Source organism: Gymnodinialimonas sp. JB5-7 (assembly GCF_055693405.1).
In genome coordinates, this window is record NZ_JBVFUX010000009.1 from 1 (window position 1) to 13,487 (window position 13,487).

Consider the following 13,487-nt stretch of genomic DNA (forward strand, 5'->3'; position numbering starts at 1 on the left):
CAGGTTTGAAAATTTGATATTTTGTTTGATTATCAATATTTTGACATAGGCTTGAGGTCAAGATTTGTCGGAAAAGTGTCGGCTCAGTGACTTTGGAGCGGGTAACGGAATCGAACCCGTAATTGCAGCTTGGGAAGCTGTCGTGATACCTTTTCACCATACCCGCTACGCCTCAAACCGGTAAGTGAGACTTGTTCATTGGTCAAGACACAGTCTCCGTTGAACGAGACCCTTCATAGTCAGAAACGATCGAAAGGTTGTCCGGTTAGAGGGCACTGGCTTCTGTTGACCGTTCTGCAACTTCGGCAAACGCGACAATGGATGATTGGGTGAAGCCGGGTACGCGGTCAGCGAGATCAACGGAACAAAGACTGTGTTGTGACCTGAGTGTGACGGCATCGCTTCACGAAGGGCGGAAAGCGGACTTTCGCTGCGATTGCATTAGGTTGTTTTTTAACGAAAGCAAGCAGACCTTCTGGATGCAAATACCAACGCGAAGACTCCCGGTGAGATGCCTTAAGGCGCAAGATATCTCGGCAAAAGCCGACCTCCGCTATTTAAGCGCGCTGTTCAGGACTGTGCGAAAGTAGGCTTGTCCATCTGGCAACATGGTTGGGAAAATCCACGTCGGGTGCCGGCTCCATCGGGGGTAATACGCGATCCGCCGACAGCTGCTTCTGGTTGTTGCTTCAGGATCGATGCATGCGACCGAGTGTTAAGCTGGGCGCTTTAGTGCGGAGGTTGGCCTCCTGCTAGCGGGATCGTTCAGATACCACTTGTTCACCCGCAGGCAGGTTGACGTCTTGCCTTATCATTTAACCCTCGGCGGTGGCGCGCGGCTCCTCGCTATGGAAATGGCCAATGCCCCGACCCTTTGCAGGACGCATGGACATCTGCACCAAGTTAAGGGGCCGCGTCAGCGGATCGCAAATCGCTACCGTCTTTCGGTTGACTAAAGGATGGTCGGATCAATTGTATCCATGGCGGACACCTGCATCATTCCAATCTGCTCACAAGGACCCCCTACAGCATCGCGCAATTCAGGATGCAGTATCCAGTTTCCGCGATGCGCATCGGTTTTTGCCGATCCACGAGATGCAAGGATCGTGTCGTCGTCCAAAGCGGTCGACTGGATATCCGGGCCCGTCTCGGAGGACAGATAACCGGCGATCAGGCGGCCTGCGTTCGCAAGGGATCTGGTCGCGGAGGCCTGTGAAGTATACCCGACGCTGTTCGCCAGCATCGCGTCTGTCAGCCCGTCATCGCCCGCCAATGACAATGCGAACAGCATCGCCCGCTGCGGGCGGGTCAGAGCGACGTGATCAAGTGCTTCGGCATATTCCTCGACGCTCGGCACCGCCATGTCCGTGGCCGTATCCTTCCTGCGGACTTCCCATTCGGCGCGTCTCTTGCGTCGATGATGTCTTGCAAGGCGGCGATCGCGGATATCTTCGGTTTTACCGCTCGCTTCGGCAATCAATCCACGTGTCTTTGTTGGCGGTTTGGCGAAGTGCGCGCGCGACGAACTCTCCCGCGAGAAGTCCGGACTTCTGATCTGATATCTGCCATGTTCGCTGAGGTGGACCGGAGATTGCGCTTTTCTTCTTGTCGACCCTGGCTTTCTTTGACTTCGTCATGTCTTTGAACACGGCCTGACCCTTAACGGATCGGCTTCCAAGCTTGAACTCGCCACTGGGCATCCCCTTTCGGACTATGATTTAAACGGATCGGTTGACGCGCAAGGCATTGCGGCTGCCTGGGTGCCGCGACGCTGCATGCCGAACGGATCCACAGCCGCTGCGCGGATGTGCGACTTGGGATGTTGACGTTCAGGCTGAAGGCCTCGACCGCGTCAGAGGAAGCCATTCTTGGCTGGAATGGGTGCCCGGCTGAGGCACCCATCCGCAATTCTCAGGCGAGTGCAATATTCGTTGCACTTTCGCGGCCGTCCCGGCCAGGCTCGATCTCGAACGTCACTTTTTGGTCGTCGTTCAAGCTCGTCATGCCCGCCTGTTCAAGCGCGGAGATGTGCACGAACACATCCTTTCCACCCGATCCTGTGCGATAAAGCCGAAGCCTTTGGTGGAGTTGAACCATTTCACTGTGCCATTGGCCATGTGAATTTTCCTTGTAGATCGCTGCCCGCGACATGCGGCAGCCCGGCTTCTTACGACAATGTCGAGCGCTGTGAGCCGGCAACGGAAAACAGGAAGTCGAATGGAGGTCAGTAGCACATGTGACGTGGTTACCATCTGACGCGATTACAAGTGGCGCGCCGACCGGGGACCGATCTTTCCTTTGCCAATGGGGTATCGATCTACTATGAGTGCACAGCTACCGGGCACCCCGGTGGCGCGAAAAGGAAAGCCAAAATGTCGTTCAACGACCTGGCGAAGAAAGAGGCCGCCGACCAAAAGGCCTCGCAAGAAAAAGACCCGAAACAACAAGACAAGACTGACAAGAGCCCTGCACCTGAGGCAGAGTCCGGCGATCAGAAATAGGCCTGACTCACTTCGAAGGATGTAGCTCGTTCTTCGCACCGCTCTTAGAGGCGGTGCGCAAGAGTTCCGCCTTCAATGATCTCGTGGATCAGATCAGACGGCTTTCGCGTGCGATTTCCGCTCGGGCTTCGGACAGTCAGCGTTTCCAAGCGTCTCCGCAGCATCGCTGAGAATGCCGGTGATCTCGCTGTCGGGAAGCAACTTGCGATCTTGCAAAGCCAGCAGCAGGGCCTCGCAAATCGAGAGGGCGGCCAACCCCGCCGGGTCTGGTTGGTCTGACATCACGATATCCCTTTGGTTTTTCATCACGGTACGCAGGCGCGAGGTTTTGATGCCCCTGAATACTGTCAGGCAGGATTTTGTCGTTTGTACTGATTGAAAGCAGTGTCGATGACGAATTCCAGACAGCCATTCTGCAGATCGAGAGGGCCCGGAAATGGCAATTGAAACCAGTCCACTGGCGCGGAAGCTCTCCGCCTTCGTCCAGCTTTCGGCGACAGAACTCGGCGTTCTGGAGCGGTTGCATGAGCGACGGAAATCCTTCCTCACCGGGACGCGATCTTGTGCATCAAGGTCAATCCGAGCAGGCGGCGTATATTCTGGCGGCGGGTTGGGTTGTCTCATACAAGATTCAGCCTGACGGATCGCGCCAGATCGTTGATTTCCAGATACCGGGGGATTTTCTTGGGTTGCGCAGCGTGCTTTTGCACACGTCCGATCATGGGATCGAACCGATTGTCGACATCGAAGCCGCTGAAGTCATGGTGGGCGATCTTCTGCAGGCCTTCGCTGAGACGCCACGGCTTGCAACTGCGATCATGTGGGCCGTGTCGCGCGACGAGGCGATGGTTGTCGAACATCTGGTTGGGTTGGGACGTCGCGACGCAGATGCCCGCATGGCGCATTTCCTGCTGGAACTTGGCGTAAGGTTATCCCTTGTCGGGATAGGAAGCAGACAAGGCTATGCGTGCCCGCTCACGCAGTATCATCTGGCTGATGCGCTGGGATTGAGCGCGATTCACGTCAACCGCGTCTTGCGCAAACTCCGGGAAGGCGGGCTTGTCACGTTTCGGGACGGTTTGGTCGTGTTCGATGATTATGACGGTTTGGTGGATTTGGCCAATTTCGACCCGGCCTATCTGGATCATGCGCGGCCGTTATTGCCTTAATGCGGCCGCCCGGAAATTTGGCTACGGGCGGCCCGGGATCACTGCGGGCGCGGGCGGCATCACATCAAGGCGCGGCTGGCTTCCTTGAGTTCGCGATGCGCTTCTTCGTCGTTGTCTGCGTCATGTGCCTTTTCGGCGGCTTGAAAATGCTCTGCAGAGCAGTCGCCTTCTTGGAGCCTCCTCAGGGGCCTTGTCCCAAGCCGACTTGACCGATGCCATGTGCTTCACAGTCTGATTTTCCTGGCTTTGATTTTCTTCGTTCATGGAATTGTCCTTTCCTGGACAGTCCGACAACGAGAGGCGCAATAGCCGCGCATTACAGTCGATGCATTGCGTGCCTTCCGCGCCTCTGGGATACTCGGAAAAAGCGCCACCACGAATTGCGGTGGTCAGGTCGGGCATAGCCCATGCATGGAAGACGTGGACTGACGTAAGTTAGCCAGGCTGCGCCAGATACAGGATTTGCGCAATCATCGCGCAGCCAATGATTGCCAGCATAACCCAAATAACTGGAATTTGCGGAAACGAATGGCGGCCCGATTGAGGTTCCTTGGCGAAAATGGGCGGTGCCCTGCGTGGGCAGCAAGGAGACAAGCCTGCTGGCCCTGCTCTGGCTTGCCAGTGCAAGCGCCGGGATATCCTTGATCATCTCGAAATGTGCGTTCAGGCGAAGTTCGGCATCCTCTTCCCCAGCCGCGCAAGCTCTTTGGCTTCGGTCCAGGGTTCGAGGCCAAGACGCGCAAGGGCAGACAGAACTGTCACGGCGGCGCCGGTTCTGTCTTCGCCCACTTCTGCGTGCAGGAAGGCATCATAGTCGGAGCCATCCGGGTGGAGAACATCAGAGGCAGACATTGAATTCCTTTCATCGGCGGCTGACACGGTAACGCGCAGCGCCCAAATCTATTTTCGGACCTACTCTCGCAGTCATTCACCACGTGAGAGCTAACCTCGATCAGCATCGCGCCCCCAATGATCGGTTAATGTGCGCTCAATCGCGCCGGTTTGCGGGGTGTCTTACTTGCTCACGCCGATGCGCCATGACTTGGCCGACGACCCATTGTCCTGCCTACGGCACCCAAAACCGATGACGCAAAAAAGGTTGAGGGCGCGGAGCACGCAGTTTTGTGCGGTCCCGCCTGCTCTTGAACCAAGAAAATAGCGAAGCGGCGCTTTCCTCAGCTGGAGGATACAGAATGAAGACACCTGAATGGCCGAAGCCCGGTCTCTACGGTGCATTTGCGGGCGCTGCATTTGTTGCGATCGCGGGATTTTCCTGGGGTGGCTGGATGACCAGTGCCGGTGCCAACGGTTCGGCCGACGAACTTGCCCAGGATCGGGTGGTGGCAGCGCTTGTTCCGGTATGTCTCGAAATCTCGAACACCGACCCTGACAGGGTTGCCCTGATCGAGACAATCCAGGCCGCTTCGGGTTTCCGGCGGCGGACGCGTTGATTGAGGCAGGGTGGGCCACGGTGCCGGCGCGGATGCGCCCAATCGTGATCTCGCTTTGGCGTGTGACGAGGGGCTTGAGCTGGATGAGTCGTGATATCGCGGCGTTGGCAAAACCCCCTGCTGATTGCCCTTATTGTTTCAACTAGCGGGAGCGGCGCTCGCCTACGCACAGGTCGATGACGACACAGTCCCGGAAAACGCCCAACCCAGAAGTTTTGGAGGTGGATGGGAATGTCTGAGCACCTTTCGACGGGACGGCGGGGCCTGTTTGCCCGTTGTCGTGCCCGAAAACGCATTTCCGACGAACCGGACCTATGGCAACGGGTGGGAGTGTTCGCATGGGTATCGGGAAACAGCGGATGCGAACTGTGCCGCAGTGCATGTCCCCCAAGGTGCCTATCTTGATCCGTCAGGATTGAGTTGGACATGCGTGCGTGGATTTCGGGAGGTCGACGATACCTGCCAGGCGATTGTTCTGCCAGCCAACGGATATCTGACCGGTAATTCCTTCGGGGCAGAATGGACCTGCGGATCGTGGTTTTGAGCGCATCAGCGAGCTTTGCGCAGCAATTGCTGTGCCCGGAAAACGGGTATTTGAACGGTTCAAATCATGGACGCCCTTGGGATTGCGAACGGGGCTATGTGGCGCAGCGCGACAGCTGCGCGGAGATTGCCGTCCCCGAGAACGCGTATTTCGATGATGCGAGATATGGCCCGGGCTGGAGATGTGAGCGTAGGTTCGCGGCGTCGGACAACGCGTGCACTTTGATCGAAGTGCCCGCCAATGCGCATCTCAACCGGTCTGGAAACGGTTGGGAATGCAACCGGAATTTCCACCGCGCAAACGGACGCTGTGCCCTGAACGAGTAGCGGGCGCTCACTTAGCACCGAAAAAGGTCCGGCTATCACCAACATGTCGCGTGTCGGCGCATTGGCGGTCATGCGGCGCTGAGAAAAGGAACGCGCTATGAAACCAATAGATACACAAACACCAACCGCAAGGCTTTCGAGCATGGGGCCGCAAGCCCCACCGGGTCCAACGATGATTGGCTCACCGGATGGTAGCATCACGGTCACCGAAAAGGTGCCAACAGCGGTCGTTTATTGCGAAGGGAACTTCGGACAGATCGACGGCAAGACGGCAAACGGGCTTGTTCGCCACAGCCAAGCCTACCGCATTCTTTCTGTGATCGACAGCGCGCTTGCCGGGCGCGATAGCGGTCAGGTCCTGGACAATGTCAGCAACGGAGTGCCAATACTTGAAGGCATTGAGGCCGTCCTGGACGGCGCAACAAGCATCCCCGATACGCTGATCTACGGAATGGCGCCGTCGACCGGCAAGCTGTCGCCGTCAGATCGCGAAGTCGTACTCGATGCGATCGCGCTCGGTATGAATATCGTCAGCGGACTGCACGAATACCTCGGTGATGATCCAGAGATTTCGGCGGCTGCGCAGGCCGCAAACGTGACCATCCGCGACATTCGCAAACCTCGGCCGAGCAAGGATATGCGCCTGTTTGACGGCAGCGTCTCGAAGGTCGGGGCGATCCGCATCGCCGTGCTGGAACAGATTGCGCCATCGGCAAGCGGACGACGGCGACCGTCCTCGCTCGGGCATTGAACGCCCGTGGCATCAAGACGATCCTGGTGGGCACAGGCCAGACTGGCCTGATGCAGGGCGCAAAATACGGGGTCGCCATGGACGCCGCGCCGCCGCAATTCTGCTGCGGGGAGCTTGGAACGCGTGGTCGTTGCGGCAACTGATGGCGAGACACCAGATGTCATCTTGGTGGAAGGACAAGGAGCGCTCAGCCATCCGGCGTTTTGCACATCGGCCTTCATTCGCGCGGCAGCCAACCCTCAGGGTCATTCTTCAACACGCGCCGAAGCGTGCTCATCGATGCGATCTCTCTCCAACCTTCCGATGCCGGACCCGAAAGTCGAAATTGCCCTCATCGAAGCCTTTTCCGACACACAGGTCATTGGATTGACGATCAATCATGAGGCAATGACGGAGTCCGAGGTGGATCTGGCAATCAAAACGCTGTCGCGCGATCTCTGTATCCCAGTGACAGACGCGTTGACCCGGCCGGAAGTTCATCTGGCCGACATGGTCCTGTCGGCCTTTCCGCAACTGCATTCAGAACCGCTCGTGGCTGCAGAATGATCACACCGCGTGTCGAGATCGATCTTGAAAAAATCACTCAAAACGCCCGATGCCTCACAGGTAGGCTTGGCCTCGCGGGGTATCTCTGTCACTGGTGTGACCAAGGCCGTTTGCGGCCATCCTGGCGTAGCTGGAGCAATGTTGACCGGAGGTGTCGTCGGACTTGCTGAATCCCGCATCGAGGCGTCATGAGAATGCGGGAGCGGAATCCGTTGCCCCATTTCGATGATACGCGCGCCAATGCTCGAGGAGGCTGCAGACGTCATCAGGTACTGTGAAACAAGCCACAATACCGAGAAGAGCACGATCCTGAACCTCGGCGCTACCGCGCGGCAAGAAGGAAAAACGCATCAGATAATTCTGACTGTCGAAATGGGGGATATGCGCGATGGCATCTTGCCCGAGGACCTTAACGATCTTGCCTCACTTGTCGTTGCCACGCCGGGCCTCGCCCTCAAGGGGGTTGCTGCGAACTTCGCCTGCTTGGGCAACGTGGCGCCGACAGCCAAAGACATGGCCAAATTCTCGCGACTGGCCGACAAGGTCGAAGGCGAATGCGGGCCCTACGTGGCGGTGGCATCTGGCGGCAGCTCGGCCAATTTGGCATGGGCGCTCGGCAAAGAACCGACCGGTCGGGTCAACAATTTGCGCCTGGGCGAGGCGATCCTTTTGGGCATCGACCCCGTTTCGGGGCAGCCGATCGACGGTCTTCATACAGATGCATTTGCTCTTTTTGCCGAAGTCATCGAAGCAAGCATCAAAACCAAGCTCAATGCCGATGAGACCGAGTGCGCCGACGTTCGGGAAGCCCTTTCTGATTTCGAATGGCGCTCAACGACATTGCGCCGTCCTTGCCGTTGGGCGCCAAGACACCGGATGCCACCGGCCTATTTCTTCCATCGGGGCTTGGGTCTGCCGGAGCGTCGAGCGACCACACCGTGGTCGACACCGGCAAAACCAGCGTATCCGTCGGTTCTGAAATGAAGTTTGGAATGAACTATGCTGCCCTGATCAGGGCGATGAGCGCGCCCGATGTCGAAAAAGTCGTGCACCACGGGCTGCCGATTAAGCGAACTGAGCACAGACACCAGACCTCAGCCGTTTCTGAGGTTGATATGAGATCCAAATGACCCGGCCGGGGGCCGCCATTGCGCCGCAAACGAGGGTCGCCAAGCGCACTCCTCCCTTCATTCCTCTCCAAGGAACAATGGAAAAGATCTTGCGCCCAATTGAATGTGGAGAAGCCATGCAAACCAAAGGTGACGACATTGAAATGGACCAGCCCACGCGCGCCCTTGGTGACGCACCCAAGGCGCGTTTCTGCTTGCGGTGTGAGGCCTCATTCTGGAGCGAAGGGTTCGGCCAGCGCATTTGCAACCGTTGCAAAGGATCTTCGGTCTGGCGGACGGAAGTGCCGGAAGGCATCGGTCAAGGTCGACGCCGTCCCGGCGGTCGATCCTACTAGGGTTCGCCTGTGGTGTTTATCACAATCACATACGCAACGACGCATCGCTATCGAACCCTGCATGACTTGGTCCGCACCGACCCACCCTACGCCACCGTGAGACTCGGGACCTCGCCATGGCATTTCTTGATCTCAAGATCGTTCCGACCGCATGCATCGCGCCATGAATGCATAGCCGGTATGGTGAAGCTGCACTGCAGCGCGCAGCCATGAACCGAACGGCGACCAGGGCCGTCTCTGAAGGCGGCACAAGTCATTAGATTTCAATGGCTTCTGCAATCGCAAGAGCATCCTCAAGCTCGACGCCGAGGTATCTGACGGTGCTGTCCATCTTCGTGGGCCCAACAGCAAGTGGACTCATGCAGGTTGCCCGTCTTTGTAGATCTGTGTCACCTTCGTGCGCCGCATCGAGTGCGTGCCGTATGCGCTCGCCTCCAGGCCGATCGACGTCACTCCAATCCACGGACAATCCGCGCATATTGGCGGGTCGAAATATGCAGCCGCCGCGGAACCGGCCGGGCCAGAGGTATTCGGATCCGACCATCAGCGGGTCCTGCATCCACCTTTCGAGCGAGGCTCGGGTGCCTTCCGAGATTTCGAAGCGGACAGGTTTCTGCGTCTTGCTCTGCAGAACCGACGCACGTTCCTTGATCTGGCCAGATGCCATGACGTCGACGACCTTCATTTTGACCAGATCGCAGCCACGCAGTTTGCTGTCGATGGCCAGGTTGAAGAGCGCCAGGTCACGATGGTTCTCGGCCAGTTCAAGCCGAACTCGGATCGCCCAGACGTGCTTTGGCTTCAGCGGTCGTTTCTGGCCAACGATACGTCCTTTGTTCCAGGCTGGGCGAAGCGCGCGAATGGCCGGTAAGTTTGGTGCTTCCATGACTGATCCTCCGATCCGCCATACCCTCCTCAAGCGACAACCCGACGTTGACAAGGCACGATATCACGGGATTGTTGCGCTGCCTCCGAGGTCGGCAGTGAGCCCAAAGTGACAGATGCTGCAATGCAAAAAGCGATGCTAGGCGACACTCCTGACATATCTTGGCGGCAGCGTATGCTATCCTGCAAGTCGGCTGGCCAGGGAGAGAAGATATGAGCAGCATCGAGAACTATGACTCGCAATCAGGAAAGCTGATCCCTGTCTTTCGGATGGAGATAAACACACGACCGGATGATACCGAACGGCTGTTGGATACCATCTTTAAGGTTCATCCGCTTGCCGTTGGAGCTTACGAGCGGAACGCAACCGTAACCGCCAAGGAGCGGAGACGGGAAGACCGGAGAAGAAACGGTTACGCGTATTCACAACGAAGATTTCGAGGCCGATGGCACCGAGGTGTATCCGTCAGTCGAACCTCAAGGTGTCTTTCGAGCGCGATATCCAGTTGCCTACAAAGGATCATGGAGGCCGTTCTCCACGCCCATCAGTACGAAGAGCCGATTATCCATGTTCGTGAGGAGTGGGCCAGCCGGGCAAATTATACGCCAAAGAACGACAATCCGAACCGGTGGTGGAACGATGGGCGCGGCACTCCTGAGATGGTTTCGCTCGATCAAAGCCGCAGATAGCTGGTCATCCTGAACGGCAGGAAAGTCCCGCGTTGCAGCCATCCGTCCACAGTTAGGTTTGCCAGCGCAGAGAATGTCCGAGTTCGACGGGCCGCGCCGCAGCAGAAGCGAAGGCGGTTGAACGGCAGCTTTGGGCCGTGAGTGACCGTTAGTGATACTGCTGACCGCCTGGATGCTGCGATGCATCCAGTGACCGCCCTGAGCCCATACCTGCCACATGCTGCACGTAGCACGAATGGCTGCTATCGATCATGGATCGATGTGACGACCTCATATGCAGATGACGCGTCATTGAGGTGTGTCACGGCAGCTTTTCGCTCGTCCGCAGAATACTCTGCGGCGATCCGTTCGATCTCCTTGGCAACACCCGAATAGATCGGTCCAAGCGCCTCAAACAGGTATTGTGTCGGATGGACAACAATCCTCGCCGGTCGTCCGGGTCACGTTCGCGCCTCGCTAGGTCTGCTTTTCCAAACGGTCTAGCAAGGTCGTGACGGACCCGGTGGTCAATCCCAACTCGGCGGCGATCTTGCCGGCTTAACCGGTGCTTCTGCGAGCATGTTCAAACACCGCAGGTCGTTCCGGCTGACGCCGACGGTGTTGGCGGCTTTTGTGTCGAGCCGGTCAATACTTGCGTACAATCTGCGGCACGCTGCGACGAGGTCTTGAGGGGTCGCTTCTTCGGAAGATGGCATCGGCTGTCATCCATTTAGCTTGACAATCAAGTTACTTGATATAGATCATCGTTCAACTGGATTTGGAACGCAAGAACCTTGGAGACTGAAATGGAAATCGCGCTTATATCGTGCTCGGGCTGGCTGTTCTTGTTGCCCTTCTGTCCGCACTCGCGCCCACCAGGGTTGAGTACACCGAAGAGATTACAGTCGATGCACCGGTTGAGCAGGTCTATGGCGATATACGCCTCCAAGAGCATCTGATGCGTTGGTCGGCCTGGCCGAAGGAGACCAAATCTACGTGCACTGTCGAAGGTGCCGGACGGTGAAACAGGAACCAAAACGGTGTTCTTCACAAAAGGCAAACGGGTGGGCCACCAGGAAGTTGTGCGCCTGAAAGAGAACGAGGAAGTGGTCCTGACACTTGTCGGCCCCGGACCTCCTCATAGACCAAACTGACCTTTGAACTTCGCTCCCCGGGCGAGGCGCACGCGCGTGTTGGCTCACTTCATCAACGAACTGCCTCGCCCGTTCAACGCGATCTGGAAGTTTGCTGGTCTCACGAAATGGACGCGAGAAATGCATCGGAAGGACCTCGTCGGTCTCAAGGCGTTCTGTGAGCCGCCGCATCGTGACATGAACGGTGACGTCGTCGGACACCCACCGAAGCGGTAACAACCCCTATGAGCATAACAAGCAGTCGGCGTTATCGTCACATGAGTTACTTCTCATGACTTCTTCGGCGAAATTGCACTGCATGGTGTCGGGAAGTTGCGGGTGATCACCTACAAGGTTTTGTTCATGCCACCTCGTTTTGAGGCCGAATTACCCTTCCAGACGTACCCGCGCTTAAGGGTCGAGGGTGAGATCGCTGATGTCCCAGTACGTGGTGCATGGATGCCGGTAGGTGATGGACGGCGCTACTTTATTGTCTCGCCCGACATCAAGGCCAATACCGGTATTGACGTTGGCGACGAGGTCGAAATGCGATTCAGGGTCGATGACCAGGATCACGTCGATGTGCCGGCCGCCTTGAACGCGGCTTTGAAATCAGACGATGCCGCATCGGCGCAGTGGCCAAACTTACAGCAGGAAGAAACGGATGTTCACCAACCACGTCTTCTCTGCAAAGACCGCACTGACCGAACGACGCCGCGTTGACGAGGCAATGACAGCGATCACACAAGAGATCACTCTCCGCGACCTGCAAAAACGGAAGAAGTAGGTTCCTCATAGCAAGTGAAGCTGCCGTTGGCGCGGGCGTGTTAAACGGAAGCAAAGTCCGCATGCATAAATTAGCCGCCTCCAAGATTTCGCGGTTGCGGCGAAAGTCCGGTCTGACGGGCCGCACCGCGGCATACCGGTCGGTGGGAGAATGTCCGCAAAGGGCCGAATGCGGATTATTGAGGCAGCGCTTGATCTTGTCGGCTTGTTGTTCCGACGACCGTCGCGTTCGGCCCATAGCTGCCGTCCACCCTAAGCCCGCGATCCCGCGGTCGCAGCCCACTTTCCCGACATTGCTGCGCGTGCAAAATCCGGGCTCGAATCGAACTCACAGATCGCGAGACTTTGCTGCCGTTCGATCTGGAGGATCGAACGGCTGCTAGCCGGATCAAGCGAACGCTTCGCGGGCTTCTCACAGCCTTCTTGTGAGGCGTCGGCCTTCACCTTTCGCGGATGCGGCTTTCCTGTCTCGGCATAGTGCTTCAGGCTCTTCAGTCGCTTCCCGCAGGACTTTGCCGAATTGCAGCTTCATCATCGGGCCCATCAGGATGTTGAGGGGGAAAGCGATGTCGACGTTGAGTTCCATTTGAACCTTGCTCGCGTTGCCCCGTGCTGCACGGTCCAGCTGTTCAAAGCCGTTTCACGAAGCCCGGCATTTTGTCTCCGGTGGCTGAATAGGCGACATGCCGTCTGTTTGCGTCGAAGGCCCGATCGTCTCCGTGAACGGCCCAAGCGAAGTCTGGCACACGCGCCCGGCCACTGGGGCGGCCGCAATCTTTGGCGTTCCCGGTCGAGCTTCCGAGGAGTAGACGCTCGATGCCCATTCACCGCACTGACGTAGTTCGGTCCAAGAATGTCCCAGACCTTGTCGAGCAGGTGCATTGATGTTGATGGTTTTGCTGATTTTCATGGGGATTCTCCTAGGGATAGCGGGGTCGGGTCCAATCCGACCCTGGTCGGTGACCTCGATCACATTCCGCCCATCGCGTATCCGCCCTCGGCGGTTTCTTCGATATGGACGTTGATGTACTGCTTGATGTCGCCCTTACCGCTGTCGGAGGCGACGGTATTCAAACCGTCCGTCAGCTTGCTGACGATTGCGGCCTTTTCGTCCTTGGTCCATGCGGATTTCGGGACCGTTACTCGGATGGTTGGCATTTGGTTTCCTTGTACTTTAGCTGAAGTGTTGCGTTTTGCATCACGTAATGTATTTGGCACCAAGTGATACATAATGCAACAGTTGATGTAAAATAAATCCGAT

The 13,487-nt window shown here is 57.3% G+C and carries 13 protein-coding genes, 1 tRNA gene and 4 pseudogenes; 10 read left to right on the forward strand and 8 right to left on the reverse strand.

Annotated features, from left to right (window positions below; translation table 11 throughout):
* Window positions 1-93: 93 nt before the first annotated feature.
* From ACZ1HK_RS07235 to ACZ1HK_RS07245, 3 genes and pseudogenes are all read right to left on the reverse strand, one after another.
* Window positions 94-166, reverse strand: a tRNA-Gly gene (locus ACZ1HK_RS07235).
* 786 nt (window positions 167-952) lie between these two features.
* Window positions 953-1,363: a hypothetical protein gene (locus tag ACZ1HK_RS07240; RefSeq protein WP_472628137.1), complete on the reverse strand. Its 411-nt coding sequence runs from the start codon at window positions 1,361-1,363 to the stop codon at window positions 953-955.
* Window positions 1,364-1,911: 548 nt separating this feature from the next.
* A pseudogene (locus ACZ1HK_RS07245) lies at window positions 1,912-2,252 on the reverse strand (cold-shock protein).
* Between the two features lie 120 nt (window positions 2,253-2,372).
* Between ACZ1HK_RS07245 and ACZ1HK_RS07250 the strand changes: the two are divergent.
* The gene (locus ACZ1HK_RS07250) at window positions 2,373-2,501 is read left to right on the forward strand and encodes a hypothetical protein (RefSeq protein ID WP_472627378.1); all 129 of its coding nucleotides are present in this window, start codon (window positions 2,373-2,375) and stop codon (window positions 2,499-2,501) included.
* A 93-nt stretch (window positions 2,502-2,594) separates the two neighbouring features.
* Here ACZ1HK_RS07250 and ACZ1HK_RS07255 read toward each other — a convergent pair whose 3' ends face one another.
* On the reverse strand, window positions 2,595-2,783 hold the full coding sequence (locus ACZ1HK_RS07255; RefSeq protein WP_472628138.1) for a hypothetical protein: 189 nt from the start codon (window positions 2,781-2,783) through the stop codon (window positions 2,595-2,597).
* Window positions 2,784-2,937: 154 nt separating this feature from the next.
* Here ACZ1HK_RS07255 and ACZ1HK_RS07260 point away from each other — a divergent pair.
* Window positions 2,938-3,670 (forward strand): annotated as a pseudogene (locus ACZ1HK_RS07260) (Crp/Fnr family transcriptional regulator).
* Window positions 3,671-4,333: 663 nt separating this feature from the next.
* Here ACZ1HK_RS07260 and ACZ1HK_RS07265 read toward each other — a convergent pair.
* A complete protein-coding gene (locus ACZ1HK_RS07265; RefSeq protein WP_472628139.1) occupies window positions 4,334-4,522 on the reverse strand; it encodes a hypothetical protein in 189 nt (62 codons plus the stop codon).
* A gap of 341 nt (window positions 4,523-4,863) precedes the next feature.
* Between ACZ1HK_RS07265 and ACZ1HK_RS07270 the strand changes: the two genes are divergently transcribed.
* The 6 genes and pseudogenes from ACZ1HK_RS07270 to ACZ1HK_RS07295 all read left to right on the forward strand — a co-directional run bounded on the left by ACZ1HK_RS07270 (window position 4,864) and on the right by ACZ1HK_RS07295 (window position 8,272).
* Entirely contained in the window at window positions 4,864-5,121 is a 258-nt protein-coding gene (locus tag ACZ1HK_RS07270; protein WP_472628140.1) for a hypothetical protein, read from the forward strand.
* Between the two features lie 519 nt (window positions 5,122-5,640).
* Entirely contained in the window at window positions 5,641-5,991 is a 351-nt protein-coding gene (locus tag ACZ1HK_RS07275) for a hypothetical protein (RefSeq protein ID WP_472628141.1), read from the forward strand.
* A gap of 97 nt (window positions 5,992-6,088) precedes the next feature.
* A complete protein-coding gene (locus tag ACZ1HK_RS07280) occupies window positions 6,089-6,742 on the forward strand; it encodes a DUF1611 domain-containing protein (RefSeq protein ID WP_472628142.1) in 654 nt (217 codons plus the stop codon).
* Complete coding sequence (locus tag ACZ1HK_RS07285) at window positions 6,739-6,885, forward strand: DUF1611 domain-containing protein (RefSeq protein WP_472628143.1); 147 nt, start codon at window positions 6,739-6,741, stop codon at window positions 6,883-6,885. The genes ACZ1HK_RS07280 and ACZ1HK_RS07285 overlap by 4 nt, the downstream gene beginning before the upstream one ends.
* A pseudogene (locus ACZ1HK_RS07290) lies at window positions 6,854-7,288 on the forward strand (DUF1611 domain-containing protein); the annotation flags it as partial. The gene ACZ1HK_RS07285 and the pseudogene ACZ1HK_RS07290, both read left to right, overlap by 32 nt.
* A 240-nt stretch (window positions 7,289-7,528) precedes the next feature.
* Window positions 7,529-8,272 (forward strand): alanine racemase, encoded by a 744-nt coding sequence (locus tag ACZ1HK_RS07295; protein ID WP_472628144.1) that lies wholly within the window; start codon window positions 7,529-7,531, stop codon window positions 8,270-8,272.
* A 737-nt stretch (window positions 8,273-9,009) separates the two neighbouring features.
* On the opposite strand, the pseudogene ACZ1HK_RS07300 reads toward ACZ1HK_RS07295, so the two are convergent.
* Window positions 9,010-9,639, reverse strand: a pseudogene (locus tag ACZ1HK_RS07300) (tyrosine-type recombinase/integrase).
* A 521-nt stretch (window positions 9,640-10,160) separates the two neighbouring features.
* Between ACZ1HK_RS07300 and ACZ1HK_RS07305 the strand changes: the two are divergent.
* Both ACZ1HK_RS07305 and ACZ1HK_RS07310 read left to right on the forward strand, forming a co-directional pair.
* Window positions 10,161-10,328 (forward strand): hypothetical protein, encoded by a 168-nt coding sequence (locus tag ACZ1HK_RS07305; RefSeq protein ID WP_472628145.1) that lies wholly within the window; start codon window positions 10,161-10,163, stop codon window positions 10,326-10,328.
* A gap of 1,451 nt (window positions 10,329-11,779) precedes the next feature.
* On the forward strand, window positions 11,780-12,163 hold the full coding sequence (locus tag ACZ1HK_RS07310) for a DUF1905 domain-containing protein (protein WP_472628146.1): 384 nt from the start codon (window positions 11,780-11,782) through the stop codon (window positions 12,161-12,163).
* Window positions 12,164-12,638: 475 nt separating this feature from the next.
* Here ACZ1HK_RS07310 and ACZ1HK_RS07315 read toward each other — a convergent pair whose 3' ends face one another.
* Both ACZ1HK_RS07315 and ACZ1HK_RS07320 read right to left on the reverse strand, forming a co-directional pair.
* Complete coding sequence (locus ACZ1HK_RS07315; RefSeq protein WP_472628147.1) at window positions 12,639-12,812, reverse strand: hypothetical protein; 174 nt, start codon at window positions 12,810-12,812, stop codon at window positions 12,639-12,641.
* A gap of 383 nt (window positions 12,813-13,195) precedes the next feature.
* Window positions 13,196-13,384 (reverse strand): tautomerase family protein, encoded by a 189-nt coding sequence (locus ACZ1HK_RS07320; RefSeq protein ID WP_472628148.1) that lies wholly within the window; start codon window positions 13,382-13,384, stop codon window positions 13,196-13,198.
* Window positions 13,385-13,487 lie beyond the last annotated feature (103 nt).

Excerpts from the sequence above, each read along its gene's own strand:
- ACZ1HK_RS07240 (WP_472628137.1), bottom strand. The coding sequence starts at position 1,363 with ATGGCGGTGCCGAGCGTCGAGGAATATGCCGAAGCACTTGATCACGTC.
- ACZ1HK_RS07320 (WP_472628148.1), bottom strand. The coding sequence starts at position 13,384 with ATGCCAACCATCCGAGTAACGGTCCCGAAATCCGCATGGACCAAGGAC.
- ACZ1HK_RS07265 (WP_472628139.1), bottom strand. The coding sequence starts at position 4,522 with ATGTCTGCCTCTGATGTTCTCCACCCGGATGGCTCCGACTATGATGCC.
- ACZ1HK_RS07305 (WP_472628145.1), top strand. The coding sequence starts at position 10,161 with ATGGAGGCCGTTCTCCACGCCCATCAGTACGAAGAGCCGATTATCCAT.
- ACZ1HK_RS07280 (WP_472628142.1), top strand. The coding sequence starts at position 6,089 with ATGAAACCAATAGATACACAAACACCAACCGCAAGGCTTTCGAGCATG.
- ACZ1HK_RS07295 (WP_472628144.1), top strand. The coding sequence starts at position 7,529 with ATGCTCGAGGAGGCTGCAGACGTCATCAGGTACTGTGAAACAAGCCAC.
- ACZ1HK_RS07255 (WP_472628138.1), bottom strand. The coding sequence starts at position 2,783 with ATGTCAGACCAACCAGACCCGGCGGGGTTGGCCGCCCTCTCGATTTGC.
- ACZ1HK_RS07315 (WP_472628147.1), bottom strand. The coding sequence starts at position 12,812 with ATGGAACTCAACGTCGACATCGCTTTCCCCCTCAACATCCTGATGGGC.
- ACZ1HK_RS07275 (WP_472628141.1), top strand. The coding sequence starts at position 5,641 with ATGGACCTGCGGATCGTGGTTTTGAGCGCATCAGCGAGCTTTGCGCAG.
- ACZ1HK_RS07270 (WP_472628140.1), top strand. The coding sequence starts at position 4,864 with ATGAAGACACCTGAATGGCCGAAGCCCGGTCTCTACGGTGCATTTGCG.
- ACZ1HK_RS07250 (WP_472627378.1), top strand. The coding sequence starts at position 2,373 with ATGTCGTTCAACGACCTGGCGAAGAAAGAGGCCGCCGACCAAAAGGCC.